The organism is Kitasatospora sp. NPDC051705, from assembly GCF_044453265.1.
Classification (GTDB): domain Bacteria; phylum Actinomycetota; class Actinomycetes; order Streptomycetales; family Streptomycetaceae; genus Kitasatospora.
Map to the genome: position 1 here is coordinate 77,263 of NZ_JBITCO010000020.1, position 12,826 is coordinate 90,088.

The 12,826-nt window shown below is 75.6% G+C and carries 11 protein-coding genes; 8 read left to right on the forward strand and 3 right to left on the reverse strand.

Annotated features, from left to right (window positions below; genetic code table 11):
• Positions 1–72 precede the first annotated feature (72 nt).
• The 3 genes from ACIA8Q_RS23790 (at position 73) to ACIA8Q_RS23800 (ending at position 2,927) form a co-directional block, all read left to right on the forward strand.
• Positions 73–453, forward strand: a complete 381-nt coding sequence (locus tag ACIA8Q_RS23790; RefSeq protein WP_396317638.1) for a PadR family transcriptional regulator — start codon at positions 73–75, stop codon at positions 451–453.
• Entirely contained in the window at positions 450–1,052 is a 603-nt protein-coding gene (locus ACIA8Q_RS23795; RefSeq protein ID WP_360215158.1) for an HAAS signaling domain-containing protein, read from the forward strand. Before ACIA8Q_RS23790 ends, ACIA8Q_RS23795 begins: the two co-directional genes overlap by 4 nt.
• 672 nt (positions 1,053–1,724) lie before the next feature.
• Positions 1,725–2,927, forward strand: coding sequence for an Ig-like domain repeat protein (locus tag ACIA8Q_RS23800; RefSeq protein WP_360215155.1), 1,203 nt, complete (start codon positions 1,725–1,727; stop codon positions 2,925–2,927).
• Positions 2,928–2,980: 53 nt separating this feature from the next.
• Here the strand turns inward: ACIA8Q_RS23800 and ACIA8Q_RS23805 are convergent, their stop codons facing one another.
• The gene (locus ACIA8Q_RS23805) at positions 2,981–3,694 is read right to left on the reverse strand and encodes a DUF5995 family protein (RefSeq protein WP_360215152.1); all 714 of its coding nucleotides are present in this window, start codon (positions 3,692–3,694) and stop codon (positions 2,981–2,983) included.
• Positions 3,695–3,901: 207 nt separating this feature from the next.
• Here ACIA8Q_RS23805 and ACIA8Q_RS23810 point away from each other — a divergent pair, with 207 nt between their 5' ends.
• Both ACIA8Q_RS23810 and ACIA8Q_RS23815 read left to right on the forward strand, forming a co-directional pair.
• The gene (locus ACIA8Q_RS23810) at positions 3,902–4,594 is read left to right on the forward strand and encodes a TetR family transcriptional regulator (protein WP_360215149.1); all 693 of its coding nucleotides are present in this window, start codon (positions 3,902–3,904) and stop codon (positions 4,592–4,594) included.
• The gene (locus ACIA8Q_RS23815; RefSeq protein WP_360215146.1) at positions 4,591–5,505 is read left to right on the forward strand and encodes an SDR family oxidoreductase; all 915 of its coding nucleotides are present in this window, start codon (positions 4,591–4,593) and stop codon (positions 5,503–5,505) included. The genes ACIA8Q_RS23810 and ACIA8Q_RS23815 overlap by 4 nt, the downstream gene beginning before the upstream one ends.
• Positions 5,506–5,649: 144 nt before the next feature.
• On the opposite strand, the gene ACIA8Q_RS23820 is transcribed toward ACIA8Q_RS23815, so the two are convergent.
• Together ACIA8Q_RS23820 and ACIA8Q_RS23825 are read right to left on the reverse strand one after the other, a co-directional pair.
• On the reverse strand, positions 5,650–6,315 hold the full coding sequence (locus ACIA8Q_RS23820; protein WP_396317639.1) for a DUF6461 domain-containing protein: 666 nt from the start codon (positions 6,313–6,315) through the stop codon (positions 5,650–5,652).
• Positions 6,316–6,598: 283 nt separating this feature from the next.
• Positions 6,599–8,035: a purine-cytosine permease family protein gene (locus ACIA8Q_RS23825; RefSeq protein WP_396317640.1), complete on the reverse strand. Its 1,437-nt coding sequence runs from the start codon at positions 8,033–8,035 to the stop codon at positions 6,599–6,601.
• A 73-nt stretch (positions 8,036–8,108) separates the two neighbouring features.
• On the opposite strand from ACIA8Q_RS23825, the gene ACIA8Q_RS23830 reads away from it, so the two are divergent.
• The 3 genes from ACIA8Q_RS23830 to ACIA8Q_RS23840 all read left to right on the forward strand — a co-directional run bounded on the left by ACIA8Q_RS23830 (position 8,109) and on the right by ACIA8Q_RS23840 (position 12,704).
• Positions 8,109–8,804: a TetR/AcrR family transcriptional regulator gene (locus ACIA8Q_RS23830; RefSeq protein ID WP_387906861.1), complete on the forward strand. Its 696-nt coding sequence runs from the start codon at positions 8,109–8,111 to the stop codon at positions 8,802–8,804.
• Positions 8,805–8,921: 117 nt separating this feature from the next.
• On the forward strand, positions 8,922–10,598 hold the full coding sequence (locus ACIA8Q_RS23835) for an amidohydrolase (protein WP_387906858.1): 1,677 nt from the start codon (positions 8,922–8,924) through the stop codon (positions 10,596–10,598).
• Positions 10,599–10,718: 120 nt separating this feature from the next.
• Positions 10,719–12,704, forward strand: coding sequence for an acyl-CoA dehydrogenase (locus ACIA8Q_RS23840; protein WP_396317641.1), 1,986 nt, complete (start codon positions 10,719–10,721; stop codon positions 12,702–12,704).
• Positions 12,705–12,826 lie beyond the last annotated feature (122 nt).

Consider the following 12,826-nt stretch of genomic DNA (forward strand, 5'->3'; position numbering starts at 1 on the left):
CGGAGCCGTCGCCCGTCGCCCGTCGCCCGTCGCCCGTCGCACTATCTTGCTTCGCCTGCTATCTTGCATTGCATGGTACCTGGCATCGCACAGCACGAGGGCGCCGGCGACCCGGCCGACGGGCCGGTGGCGACGCAGCTACGCAAGGGCGTGCTGGAGTACTGCGTCCTCGCCCTGCTGCGGGACGGCCCCCGCTACGGGGTGGAGCTACTCCAGGAACTCGGCCGGTTCCCGATGCTGGCGACCAGCCAGGGCACCATCTACCCCCTGCTGTCCCGGCTGCGCCGCGCCGGGCTCGCCGACACCTTCCTGCGCGACTCGGCCAGCGGCCCGTCCCGCCGGTACTACACCCTGACCGACGCGGGCCGCAGCGCACTGGCGGAGTTCACCGCCCTGTGGCCGGCCTTCCGCAAAACCGTCGACCACGTCCTGACCCCGGGAGAGAACCCGTGAACGAGCCGATCGAGCACCCCCTGGTCCGCGCCCACCTGGACGCGGTCGCCCGCTACACCGCCCCGCTCCCCGAGGAGCGCCGCCGCGAGCTGCTGGCGGACCTGCGCGAGCACGTCGAGATCTCCCTCGCCGAGTGCGACCCCGCCGACGAGGCCGCCGTCCGACGGGTCCTGGAGCAGCTGGGCAGCCCGCGGGCGATCGCCGACGCCGCGCTCGACGAGGAGGGCCGGGCGCGGCCCGAACCGGAGAGCGCCGGCCGCACCACCCGCACCCTGATCCTCGCCGTGCTCCCGATGCCGCTGGCGCTGATCCCCGCCCTCGGGCCGCCGCTCGCACTGGCCGCCGCGGTCATCGCCGCGACCCGGGTGTGGCGCTCCCCCCAGTGGACCCGCCGGGAGAAGCGGCAGGCGGCCCTGCTCCTGCTCTCGCCCGCCCTGGTCACCCCGCTGGCCGCCGCCGTGCTGGCCGTCTCCGGCCCCGGTCTGACGCCGGTCGGCGTCCTCCTCGCCTGCGCCGTGGGCTTCTGCCCCACCCTGGTGGCGGCCTTCCGGCTGGCCCGTTCGGCCTCCCGCCTGCGCACGGCCGCACTGACGGCCTGACGGCCTGACGATCTGACGGCCTGATGGCCTGATGGCCAGGCCGGAGGCAGGCGCTCCACCCCCCCCGGGCCCCGCACGACGAGGAGCCCGACGCGCCCGCACAAGGCGCCGGCTGCGGTCCTGGCGCCGGCCGCGGTGCGGGCACTGATGGTCCTGACGAGCCGCGAAGCAGCCCACCGACCGACGGCCGGTCCGCGCAGTCATCCGCCCACGACCAGCGCGAGTCCACCCATGCCGACGCACACCGGGCCCACGGCCTGCGGCTTCCTGCCGCACGCCGCCCAGTGAGTTCGCACACGGCCCAGTGTGATGGTGTGCGGCATGCCGCTGTCGGCGCAATCGGGGCACACGGGCCGTCCGGTCGTCACGCTGTGCCTGTCGATCGCGCTCCGGGCCAGGGACACCACCGCTGTACCGATCGCGCGATCCAGCACCCCGAAGCCCCACCTCAAGCCAGCACATCGGGAGACAGCAGTGACCGGACACCACGCCCCCGGACATCCCGTCGTCGAAGGAGAAGCAGGCGTCCGCGCTCGTGCACGGTGGTGGCAGGCCGGGATCGTGGCAGGGATGTGCGCGGCCCTGGCCGGTACCGGGCCGGCCCCCGCAACCGCCGCCGCAACGGGGCCTGCGCCGGCCGCCACCCCGGCGCGAACCCGAGGAGCCGACCCGGTGTTCACCTTCGGCTTCACCGGCGCCCCGCAGAGCCTCACCATCCCGGCCCAGGCGGTGATCACGATCACCGCCGACGGCGCGGGCGGCGCCGACAACACCGGCACCTCCTGTTCCGCCACGGGGGCCGGCGGTACGGGGGCGCGGGTCGTCACCACCCTCCCGCAGACCACCGCCACGACGACGGTCACCGTCACCGTCGGCGGCGCGGGCGGCAAGGGCTGCAACGGCACGGGTACGGGGGGTGCCGGCGGGTTCAACGGCGGCGCCCCGGGCGGGGGCATCCCGGCCACCGGCTTCAAGGCGGAAGGTCCGGGCGGGGGCGGGGCCTCCAGCGTCAGCGCGGGCTCCTTCCTGGTGGTAGCCGGGGGCGGCGGTGCCGCCGGCGGCACCGGGGCGACCCGCGCGGGAGGGAACGGGGGCAACGGCGGGACGACGCCGGACGCCACCGCCGGTACCGCGGGAACCGCCACCGGCCCCGGGGCTTCGCCGGGCCAGGGCGGTGGCGGCGGCAGCACCAGCACGACCACCGGTGGTCCCGGTGGGACCGCCGGCAGCGTTCCGCTCTGCGGCGTCACAACGGGTGGGCCGGGAGGCGGGTTCGTCGGCGACACGGTCGGCACCGGCGGCACCGGCGGTTCCATCGGCGGCGGCTGCGCCGCCACCGCCACCGGTGCCGGGGGCGGTGGAGGCGGCGGGTACTTCGCCGGCGGGGGCGGCGGCAGCGGTGCCGTCAACAACACCGGCACCGCGGCGAGCGGCGGCGGAGGCGGTGGCGGGAGCAGCTTCGCGACGCCGTCGGGCACCGGGACGTCCTATGCGGCCTCCACGATCGGAACGGCGAACCACAACGGCCAGGTGATCATCAGCTACACCGTGGGCGAGCCGATCACCACGACCATGACGGCGATGCCCCAGCGCACCCGGATCGGCTCGCCGGTCGTGCTCAACGACATCGTCTGCCCCCGCGGGGCCTCCACGACCAGGCCCACCGGAACCGTCACGTTCACCGACGCCACCACCGGGACGACCCTCGGCACGGGGCGCCTGTTCGTCTCTCTCGGCAGGTGCGCCGCCGGCGGGACGGTCACCGCCTTCCGCACCGCCGGCACCCACACCATCACCGCCGTCTACAGCGGCGACTCGGTGTACCAGGACAACAGCGCCACCCCCGAGACCATCACCGTGACGGTGAACCCCTGACCGGGACGCCGTAGCGGCGGGCCGGACGGTCCGCCGCTCCACGCGCGCCGGGGCTACCCGGCCGGCGGCGGGACGACGGGGACGAGGATCCCGTGACTGGTGGTCCGCACCCCCTGGGCCATGAGGGCGAGCTGGCCGTTGTAGGCGAACGGGAGGCCCCGCACGGCCCACAGACCGTTCGCCGCGCCCCAGGCGACGTCGCGGGCCGCCCTGATGCTGAAGCCGCTGACGGCGTGCTTGAGCGACTCGGCGGGCGCGGTGGCGATCCGGACCAGCCGGCCCTCGAACTCGGCCCGGACCTCGGCCTCGACGCTCGCCAGCAGGTCGTTGACCTTCTCGTAGTCCCGGTGGACCGGCGGGCGCTCGGGCGCGGTGCCGCGTTCCTTGCAGGTCTCGACCACGCTGATCGCGAGGTCGTGGTCGATGTGCGCGTTCATCCCCGCGAGGGCGAACTGGATCGGCCAGACGACCCGGTTGCCGCGCATCCGGAAGAGCGGCTCCCAGGCCGGGTCGACCGGCTTCCCGGCCTTCGCGGCGTCGACGTTCGCGAGGTAGAGCCCGGCGAACAGGACGTCCATGCGCTCCATGAACGCGTTGTCCTCGAAGCCGCCGGCGGCGACCTTCTCCTTGACCAGTTTGGTCACTTTCAGATACATGCGGTTGAAGCAGGCCACGCCGTCGCGGGGGTCGAGTTCGGCGTCGACCTGCTCCATCCTGGCGATCACCGCATCGATGGTGGTGGGGAGTTGGGTGGACTGGGTGGTCATGGTCGGCCTTCCGTGGGGCGGGTCAGCTCAGCGGATACGGTACGACCTGTCCGCCGCTTTGACTACGGAGCGTGTCGAAACAGCCCACAAGGTAGTACGGGGAGCAACGGACGCGCGGCGCGACCCGCCGCACCGGGCGTTGCCCTCGCCGCATCCGTCCCGTATTAATAAATGAACAGTTATTTATGAATGGGATGGGAGTGCACCATGGCCGGACGCCCCCGGGGTGTCGAGGACGCCGTGCTGCTGCGGCACACCGCCGAGGTGATGGGGCGGGTGGGCCCCGCCGGACTGACGCTCGCCGCCGTGGCACGGGCCGCCGGCGTGGCGCCGGCGACGCTGGTGCAGCGCTTCGGGTCGAAGCGCGGACTGCTGCTGGCGCTGGCCCGCGCCTCGGCGGACGCGGCGGACGCGCGGTACGAACGGCTGCGCGCCGCGCACGCCTCACCGCTCGCCGCACTGCTCGCGCTGGCCGAGGAGGAGACCGCGCCCCTGGCCAGCCCCGAGAGCTTCGCCAACCACCTCGCCTTCCTCGGGATGGACCTCGCCGACCCGGAGCTGCACGCCCACGCCCTGACCGTGCACCGCGCCCAGGGGCGGGCCGTCGCCCGGATGCTGGAGGCGGCCGCGGCCCTCGGCGAACTCCGCCCCTCCGCCGACCCGGCACGCCTGGCCCGCTCGGTGCAGACGGTCGTCGCCGGAACGGGACTGACCTGGGCGCTGGACCGCGAGGGGACGCTGCCGGACCGGCTGCGCACCGAGCTCACCGACCTGCTCGCGCCCCACCTCGCCGCGGACCTCGCCCCGCACCCGCACGTCCCCGCCGGCACGGGCCCCACCGGCACCGGCACCGGCACGATCCGGACCACGACCACGACCACGACGTCGGAGGAATCATGAGCACCGCCCCCAAGCCGCTGTCCGGCAAGGTCGCCCTGGTCGCGGGCGGCACCCGCGGCGGCGGCCGCGGCATCGCCGTCGAGCTGGGCGCCGCCGGCGCCACCGTGTACGTCACCGGCCGCAGCAGCCGAACGGCCGGCACCACCGGGCTGGACCGCCCGGAGACCGTCGAGGAGACGGCCGACCGGATCACCGCGGTCGGCGGGACGGCGATCCCGGCCCCCACCGACCACAGCGACCCGGCGGCCGTCCGGGCCCTGGTCGAGCGGATCTCCACCGAGCAGGACGGACGGCTGGACGTCCTGGTCAACTGCGTCTGGGGCGGCGATCCGCTCGTCGACTGGGAACACCCGCTCTGGGAGCAGGACCTGGACACCGGCCTGCGGCTGCTGCGCCAGGCCGTCGAGACCCACGTGATCACCAGCCGGTACGCCCTGCCGCTGCTGGTCGCCCGGCGCAGCGGCCTGGTGGTCGAGGTCACCGACGGCAACACCGCGCGCTACCGGGGCTCGTTCTTCTACGACCTCGCCAAGTCCGCGGTGATCCGGCTGGCCTTCGCCCAGGCCGCCGAGCTGCGGCCGCACGGCGTCGCCGCCGTCGCCCTGACCCCCGGCTTCCTGCGCTCCGAGGCCGTCCTGGACCACTTCGGCGTCACCGAGGAGACCTGGCGCGAAGCCGCCGCCCAGGACCCGGACTTCGCGTACTCGGAGAGCCCCGCCTACCTCGGCCGGGCGGTCGCCGCCCTCGCCGCCGACCCGGAGGTCATGGCGAAGAGCGGCCGGGCGCTGGCCACCTGGGGGCTCTACCAGGAGTACGGCTTCACCGACGCGGACGGCACCCGGCCCGACTTCGCGGCGCACTGGGCCGAGGCCCTGGTCGACACCTACGGCCCGCTGGGCGACCCGCTGTGACCGGGGACGGCCGGCGGGACGCGACGTCGGGCACGTGACGCCGGGCACGCGACGTCGGGGACGCGGGGGCGGGACGTGACGCCAGGGACGCGACGCCGGGGACGCGACGGGAACGGGCCGCCGGGACGGACGCCCGGCGGGCGCTCAGCGGGCCTGCAGCTCCAGCCCCGGCGTGCCGCGCACCGCGTACGCCGGCAGTCGGAGGTCACCGAGGACGGCCCGGGGCAGGGTGAGGCCGAAGCGGCGCTCGACGGCGCCGAGGGCGCGCCGCCGGACGGCCTCGTGCGATTCGCCCACCGGGCCCCGGTACGTCACCCCGTCGGCTTCGAGCACGCCCGCGGCGACCAGGTCGGGCAGCAGCAGATCGGGCTCCCGGCCCCAGCGCCAGCGTTCCTCCGCGAGGCCGAAGCCGCAGAGCACGGCGCCGTCGCGGGCGTAGTCGAGCAGCGCCGGCGGGTGCTCGGGCATCGGACGGAAGTGGACCACCTCGGCGCCGTCGCAGGCTATCTCCGTCAGCCGCTCGCCGCCGGTGGAGTCGCCGTACTCGACCGCGAAGGACCAGCCGCCGGCCTCCCCGACCCGGATCACGCCGTCGCCGTCGTCGCTCGGGCGGTAGACCTCGATGTCGAGCTCCCACACCTCGGTGCCGCTGATCGGCCGGGTGGCGGCGGCCGGATCGGCACCCATCCGGCGGGCGAGCTCCTGCGGCGGGATGCCCCGGGCGAACACCACGCCGTCGAGGGACCCGCCGGCGTCGGCGAGCCATCTGATGCCGTCACCGCCCCCGGCCCCGGCGGTACCGTTCGTCATGAACGCCCCCTCCCCTGGCGCCGATCCGCCGTGGACCGGGCTACCGGTCGGCACCCTAACCGACCGCACTGACACCCGGCGGGCGTTCGGCGGACGGCCGGGGAGGGAACGGACCCCCGACGGGCGGGAGAAGCCGTCGGCCGGGAGGCCCCCCGTGCGAGCCGACAGCCGACCCCGTCGGACCTCCCGTCCAGACCTCCCGTCCAGACCTCCCGTCCGGACCTCCCCGGCCGGACCCCCACCCCGGCTTCCCCGGCCGAACCCCCCGGGAGGACCTCCCCCGTCAGACCTGCCGCCGCGCCGCCGGGCGACGCATCAGCACCGCGTACACGGCCGCCGCGACGACCATGCCGACCGGCAGGGCCAGGTCGACGCCGAACAGCGCCGCCACCGGCCCGGTGTAGAGGGTGTCGACGCACAGCGCGGCGCAGGCCACCCCGGCGCCGAGGGCCAGCGCGCCGGCGGGGTTGACGCCCGCCCGGTACCAGAAGGCGCTCCCCGGGGACTCGTCGCCGAGGGCGCGGCCGTCGTAGCGGTTGCGGCGCAGCAGGATGTCGACGGCGTAGACCGCGGTGCTGGGGCCGAGCAGGACGACGGTCAGCTGGAGCACGTTGCTGACGGTGTCGAGGAAGTTGGAGACCAGCAACGCGTACAGGGTGAGGCTGACCGCGACGGCACCGTCGACGAGCACGCTGACGGTGCGCTTGATGCGGATGCCGACGGCCTGCAGTGCGAGGCCCGCGCTGTAGGCGGTGAGGGCGTTGACGGCGATGGTGCCGACGACGAGGGCGAGGAGGAAGACCGGGTTGAACCAGCCGGGCAGGATCCGCTGGAGCGCGGCCTGCGGGTCCGTCATGTCGACGACGGTGGCGGCGAGCACGCCCAGGCCGCCGACGAGGACGCTGGGCAGGAAGCCGCCGAGGGCGGTCCAGCCGAGGACGGCGCGCGAGGAGGTGGTGTGCGGCAGGTACCGGGAGAAGTCGGCGCTGGTGGTGTAGGACAGCGGGCCGGAGGCGATCAGGGTGACGCCGGCCAGGACGGCGGCCCACAGGTGGCCGCCGGAGAGCGGCTCGGCGGGCGCGTAGCCGTAGTCGGCGCGTCGCAGGACCACGTACCCGACGACCGCGAAGGCGGCGGCGAGGGCGAGGGTGATCGGCAGGTAGAGCCGGACGATCGCGGCGTGCCCGTAGACGCTGATGGCGAGGGTGACCACGACGATGGCGACCACGATGGCGACCTTGATCGGGGTGGTCGGGGTGAGTCCGGCCTGCTCGGCGAGGGAGAACGCGGCGACGGCGGCCGCGGCGAGGTTGAGCGCGAAGTAGCAGACGGAGATCATCCAGCCGGTGACCGCGTTGTTGACGCGGTTGCCGATGACGCCGTACATGGCGCGGGTGATCACCTCGCTGGGTGCGCCGGCGGCCGGTCCGGGGACGGCGAGCAGCCCGGTGCCGAGCCAGAAGAGGTTGCCGACGACGACCACGGCGAAGGCCTGGAGGAGGTCGAGGCCGGCCAGGACGAGGGCGCCGCCGACCACCAGGTTGAGGTAGTTGACGTTGGCCGCGGCCCAGACGGAGAAGAGTTCGCGGGCGCGGCCGCGCCGTTCGTCCTCGGGGATGTGGTCGATGCCGTGGACCTCGACCCGACCGGCCTTCTCCGGCTGGGGCGGTGCGGCCGACCGGGTGTCGGAGTGGGGGTGGTCCGGGAGCGTGGACGCCATGTGGGGGCCTTCCGTGGGGGGTGTCGTGCCCACCTGCTTGCTTATTGGTCGCACACTCAATAGCATCCGGCACATGACGTCAAGCGTTCAGCGCAAACGGGTCCGCAAGTCCCCCGACGACCGGCGGGCGGAGATCGTCGGGGCCGCCGCCACCGTCGCCCTCACCGAGGGCCTGGAGTGCATCACGCTGCGCCGGATCGCCGAGCAGCTCGACGTCCGCCCCGGGCTGATCAGCCACTACTTCCCCGCCGTCGAGGACCTCGTCGCCGAGGCCTTCGGCAGCGCCGCCACCGCCGAACTCGAGACCCTGCTGCCCGCCGACCCCCACGACGGGTCGCCGCTGCGCCACCTCGCCCGGTTCTTCGCCCACGCCACCGGGCCGGCCTACGACGACATGAGCCGGCTCTGGCTCAACGCCCGCCACCTCAGCCGCTACCGGCCCGTCCTGTCCGAGCGGGTCCTCGCCCAGGAGGCCCTCTGGCGCGGCCGGCTGAGCGGCGTCATCGAGACGGGCGTGCGGCAGGGCGAGTTCCGCACCGAGGACGCCGACGTGACGGCCCTCCAGATCCTGGTGGTGATCGACGGCCTGGCCGGGCACGCCAACACCGGGCTCGGCGGCCACCCGGCCGCCGTCATCGGCCTCGCGGCCAGCACCGCCGAACGCGAACTCGGCCTGCCCCCGGGCACCCTCGCCGCCCCTCCCGCCGAGGCACCGGACGCCCCCGCCACCCCTCCGGACACCCCCGCCGCCCCTCCCGCCGAGGCGTAGAACCCGCCCGCCGGCCCTCCCGCCGAGGCGTAGAACCCGCCCGGCGGGCCCGCGCCGGATCCGCCGGACCCGCCCCGGGCCCCTTCTCCCCCACCCCGCACCCCCGTTGGAGCCGCCGTGCGCACCTCCCTCGTCCTCCTCTCCGCCCGTCTGCTCGACCCCGCGACCGGCGGATTCCTCCCGCAGACCGCGCTGGCCGTCGCGGACGGCCGGATCGCCGCCCTCGGCGACGACCGGGAGATCCGCGAACTCGCCGACGCCGCCACCACGGTGATCGACCTGAAGGGCGCCGTGGTCACCCCCGGCCTGGTCGACGGACACCTGCACCCCGTCACCGGCGCCGAACTCACCCACGGCCTCGACCTCTCCGGCTGCACCGACCTCTCCGACGTCCGCGCCACCCTCGCCGCGGGGGTGCGCGCCCTCGCCCCCGGGGCCTGGCTGCACGCCTGGGGCCTGGACCCCAACGTCTTCGGCGACCGGCCGGTGGAGTCCGCGGCGCTCGCCCCCGTCCTCGACGGCGTCCCGGCCCTGCTCCAACTCTTCGACGCCCACTCCATGCTGGCCAGCCCCCGCGCCCTGGAACTCGCCGGCGTCGACGGCCCGCGCCGCTTCGACCAGGCCGCCGAGGTGGTCTGCGACCCGGCCGGCCGCCCCACCGGGCTCCTGCTGGAGGACGCCGCCTGCGAGCTCGTCGAGCGCGCCGCTCCGCAGCCCACCCGCGCGGAGCGCCGCGACCGCCTCGCCGCCGCGCTCTCCGCGATGGCCGCCGCCGGCCTCACCGGCGGCCACGCGATGGACGCCAACGGCGACAGCCTCGAGCTGTACGCCGAACTCGACGAGGCCGGCGACCTCCCGCTGCGGCTGCGGGTCGCGCCCTGGTGCCAGCCGGGCGTGGACGCGGACGGGCTGCGCGCGCTGATCGAGCAGCAGCGCCGGGGCGGCCGGCTCTGGCGGGTGGACGGCGTCAAGCTGTTCATGGACGGCACCATCGACAACGGCACGGCCTGGCTGGAACGCCCGGACTGCCACGGCGAGTCCACCCACGCGTTCTGGCCCGACCCGGCCGAGTACACCCGCGTCATCGCGGAACTGCACCGCGCGGGGGTGCCCACCGCGACCCACGCCATCGGCGACGCGGCCGTCCGTCACGCGCTGGACGCGATCGCCGGGGCCGCGGGCGGGACGACGGGCGAGGCGGCCGGCGGGACGGCGGGCAGGGCGGCCGGGGCTCCCGGCGGCGACCGTGCCGTCCGGCACCGGATCGAGCACATCGAGACCGTCCCGGACGACACCGTCCGCCGGTTCGCCGAGCTGGGCGTGATCGCCTCCATGCAGCCCACCCACTGCTGCGACTTCACCCGGGCCGACCACACCGACAACTGGTCCCGCCGCCTCGGCGAGGAGCGCGCCGACCGCGCCTGGCGCTGCCGCGACCTCTGGGACGCGGGCGCCACCGTCGTCCTCGGTTCGGACTGGCCGATCGCCCCCTACCCACCGCTCGGCGTCATGGCCGGCGCCCGTCACCGCCGGCCGAGCCGCGACCTCGCCCAGCCCCCGCACAACCCCGGCCAGGCGCTCACCGCGCTGGAGGCGCTGCGGGCGATGACCGTCAACGCCGCGCACGCCGCCGGCGAGGAGCAGCGGGCCGGCCGGATCGCCGTGGGCCGGCGCGCCGACCTCACCGTGCTGGCCGCCGACCCGCTGACCACCCCGGCCACCGCGTTGCCCGAGGTCCCCGTCCTGCTCACCCTCCTCGACGGCCGCCCCACCCACCGCGCCGACTCGCTCTGACCCCGGCGCCGCCGTCCGGCCCCCGGAGCCGGACGGCGGCGGTGTCGAGCAGCAGTGACGCCGCCGGTGATCTTGATCACAAAGCCGTTACCCGGCCGCCTCCCGGTCAATGACCCGTACATGACCTTAATCAGCGACACCCTGCCGATCCCCGCCCCGACCACCCCGGCGGGACCCTCCACCCAGGCCGGGACGGACGGTCCGGCCGGCCCGTCCGTCCCGGATGCCGCGACCGCCCCTACCGGCACGACCAAGACGACCGCCGACCTCACCCGTCTCCTCCTCGGCCCCGACCGCGACCGGGTGCACTCCCCCTGGCGCGCGCTGACCACCGACCCGGCCATGCACCGCCGCACCGAGGCCGGCACCGAGGAGCAACTCGCCGCCTCCTACCGACGGTTGCACCGGATCAACGCCGGCACCGACGCCGCCGGACTGGCCACCGACCCGCGGCTGCTGACCGCCCTGCACGAGTGGACGGCCCCGCTCGACGGCGCACTCACCGTCCTGGCCGGCATCCACTACAACCTCTTCCTCGGCTCCCTCCTCGACCACGACCCGGCGCCGAAGCGCCCCCTCGACGAGTACCTCCGGATGGAGCGGATCGGCACCTTCCTCTGCACCGAGCTCGGCCACGGCAACGACGCCGCCGCGCTGGAGACCGTCGCCGACTACGACCCCACCGACCGCACCTTCACCCTCCACACCCCCATCCCGGCGGCCGCGAAGTTCATGCCGAACACCGGCCCGGCCGGCGGCCCGAAGTCGGCCGTGGTCGCCGCACGGCTGCGGGTCGACGGCCGCGACCACGGGATCTTCCTGTTCCTCGTCCCGCTCACCGACGAGCGCGGCACCCTGCCCGGGGTGACGGTCCGCCCGCTGCCGCTGCGCCCGGGCAGCCCGGTCGACCACTGCCTGACCTCCTTCGACCGGGTCCGGCTCCCGTTCGAGGCCCTGCTCACCGGCGACCACGGGCGGCTCTCCGACGACGGCACGCTCACCAGCGCGCTCGGCAGCAAGCGGAAACGGTTCCTCACCGCGATCTCCCGGGTGGGTCTCGGAAAGCTGTGCATGAGCGCCAGCGCGATCGGCGGTGCCCGGGCGGCCCTCGCCACCGCGATCCGCTACGCCCACCACCGCGAGGTCACCGGTGCACGGCCGGACCGCCGGGTGCCCGTCTGGGCGCACCGCACCCACCACGGGCCCCTGCTGGAGGCGCTCGCCACCGGCTACGCGATGACCGCGCTGCACCGCGCCACCGTGGAGCACTGGGCCGGCGACCACGGCACCCGGCCCGTGACCGCCGACCGCGAGGCCGTCGACCACGAGCCGGTCGATCCCAGCACGGCCGGCCGTGGAGGGGTCGACCGTGCGCACGCCGAACGCCGCGTCGCCATCACCAAGGGCTGGATCACCTGGCAGGCCCGCGACCTGATCATCGAGTGCCGCGAGCGCTGCGGCGCCCAGGGGCTGCTCCCCGTCAACGGCCTGATCCCCCTCGCGGCGGACATCGAGGGCGCCATCACCGCCGAGGGCGACAACCTCGCCCTCTGGGCCAAGGCCGGCGCCGAACTGATCCTGGAGAGCGCGCCCGAACCGCCCGCCGCGGCCCCCGCGCACCCCGGCGACCTCCGCGACCCGGCCACCCGCCAGGCCCTGCTGCACGCCGTCGGCGGGCACCGGCTGGCCCGCGCCCGGGGCCGGCTCCGCGGGGCGCCCGCCGGCGACGGCCTGCGGCGGTGGAACGCGGCCGCGCCGGACGCCCTGGCGGCGGTGACCGCGCGGGCCGAGCACGACGCCGGTGCCGCCCTGCTGGCCTGGGCCGGGTCCGCACGGGACCCGCAGGCCCGCGCACTGCTCCTCGACCTGCACCGCCTGTTCACCTTGAGCCGGATCGAGGCCCACGGGACGCTCCTGCTGGCCACCGGCGAACTGGCCCCGGACCGGGCCGACGGACTGGCCGCTCTGCGGGAGCGCTCGATCGACCGGCTGGCCGGGCACGCGCTCGTCCTGGTGGACGCCTTCGACCTGCCCGAGGCCTTCTTCGCCCACCGCCCCATCGCCACGCCGGCCTACCAGCAGGCGTTCGCCACCCGGACGTCCTGAGCCCGCGGGCACGGCCCGAGCCCACCGCGACGACCGGCCCGCCCACGACCGGGGCCGCACCGGGCGGTCCACACAGCAGCGCCCCCCGCCCGGTTCCCGTCCCGACCCGGGCGGGAGGCCGC

Excerpts from the sequence above, each read along its gene's own strand:
- ACIA8Q_RS23790 (WP_396317638.1), top strand. The coding sequence starts at position 73 with ATGGTACCTGGCATCGCACAGCACGAGGGCGCCGGCGACCCGGCCGAC.
- ACIA8Q_RS23815 (WP_360215146.1), top strand. The coding sequence starts at position 4,591 with ATGAGCACCGCCCCCAAGCCGCTGTCCGGCAAGGTCGCCCTGGTCGCG.
- ACIA8Q_RS23820 (WP_396317639.1), bottom strand. The coding sequence starts at position 6,315 with ATGACGAACGGTACCGCCGGGGCCGGGGGCGGTGACGGCATCAGATGG.
- ACIA8Q_RS23825 (WP_396317640.1), bottom strand. The coding sequence starts at position 8,035 with ATGGCGTCCACGCTCCCGGACCACCCCCACTCCGACACCCGGTCGGCC.
- ACIA8Q_RS23805 (WP_360215152.1), bottom strand. The coding sequence starts at position 3,694 with ATGACCACCCAGTCCACCCAACTCCCCACCACCATCGATGCGGTGATC.
- ACIA8Q_RS23830 (WP_387906861.1), top strand. The coding sequence starts at position 8,109 with ATGACGTCAAGCGTTCAGCGCAAACGGGTCCGCAAGTCCCCCGACGAC.
- ACIA8Q_RS23810 (WP_360215149.1), top strand. The coding sequence starts at position 3,902 with ATGGCCGGACGCCCCCGGGGTGTCGAGGACGCCGTGCTGCTGCGGCAC.
- ACIA8Q_RS23840 (WP_396317641.1), top strand. The coding sequence starts at position 10,719 with ATGACCTTAATCAGCGACACCCTGCCGATCCCCGCCCCGACCACCCCG.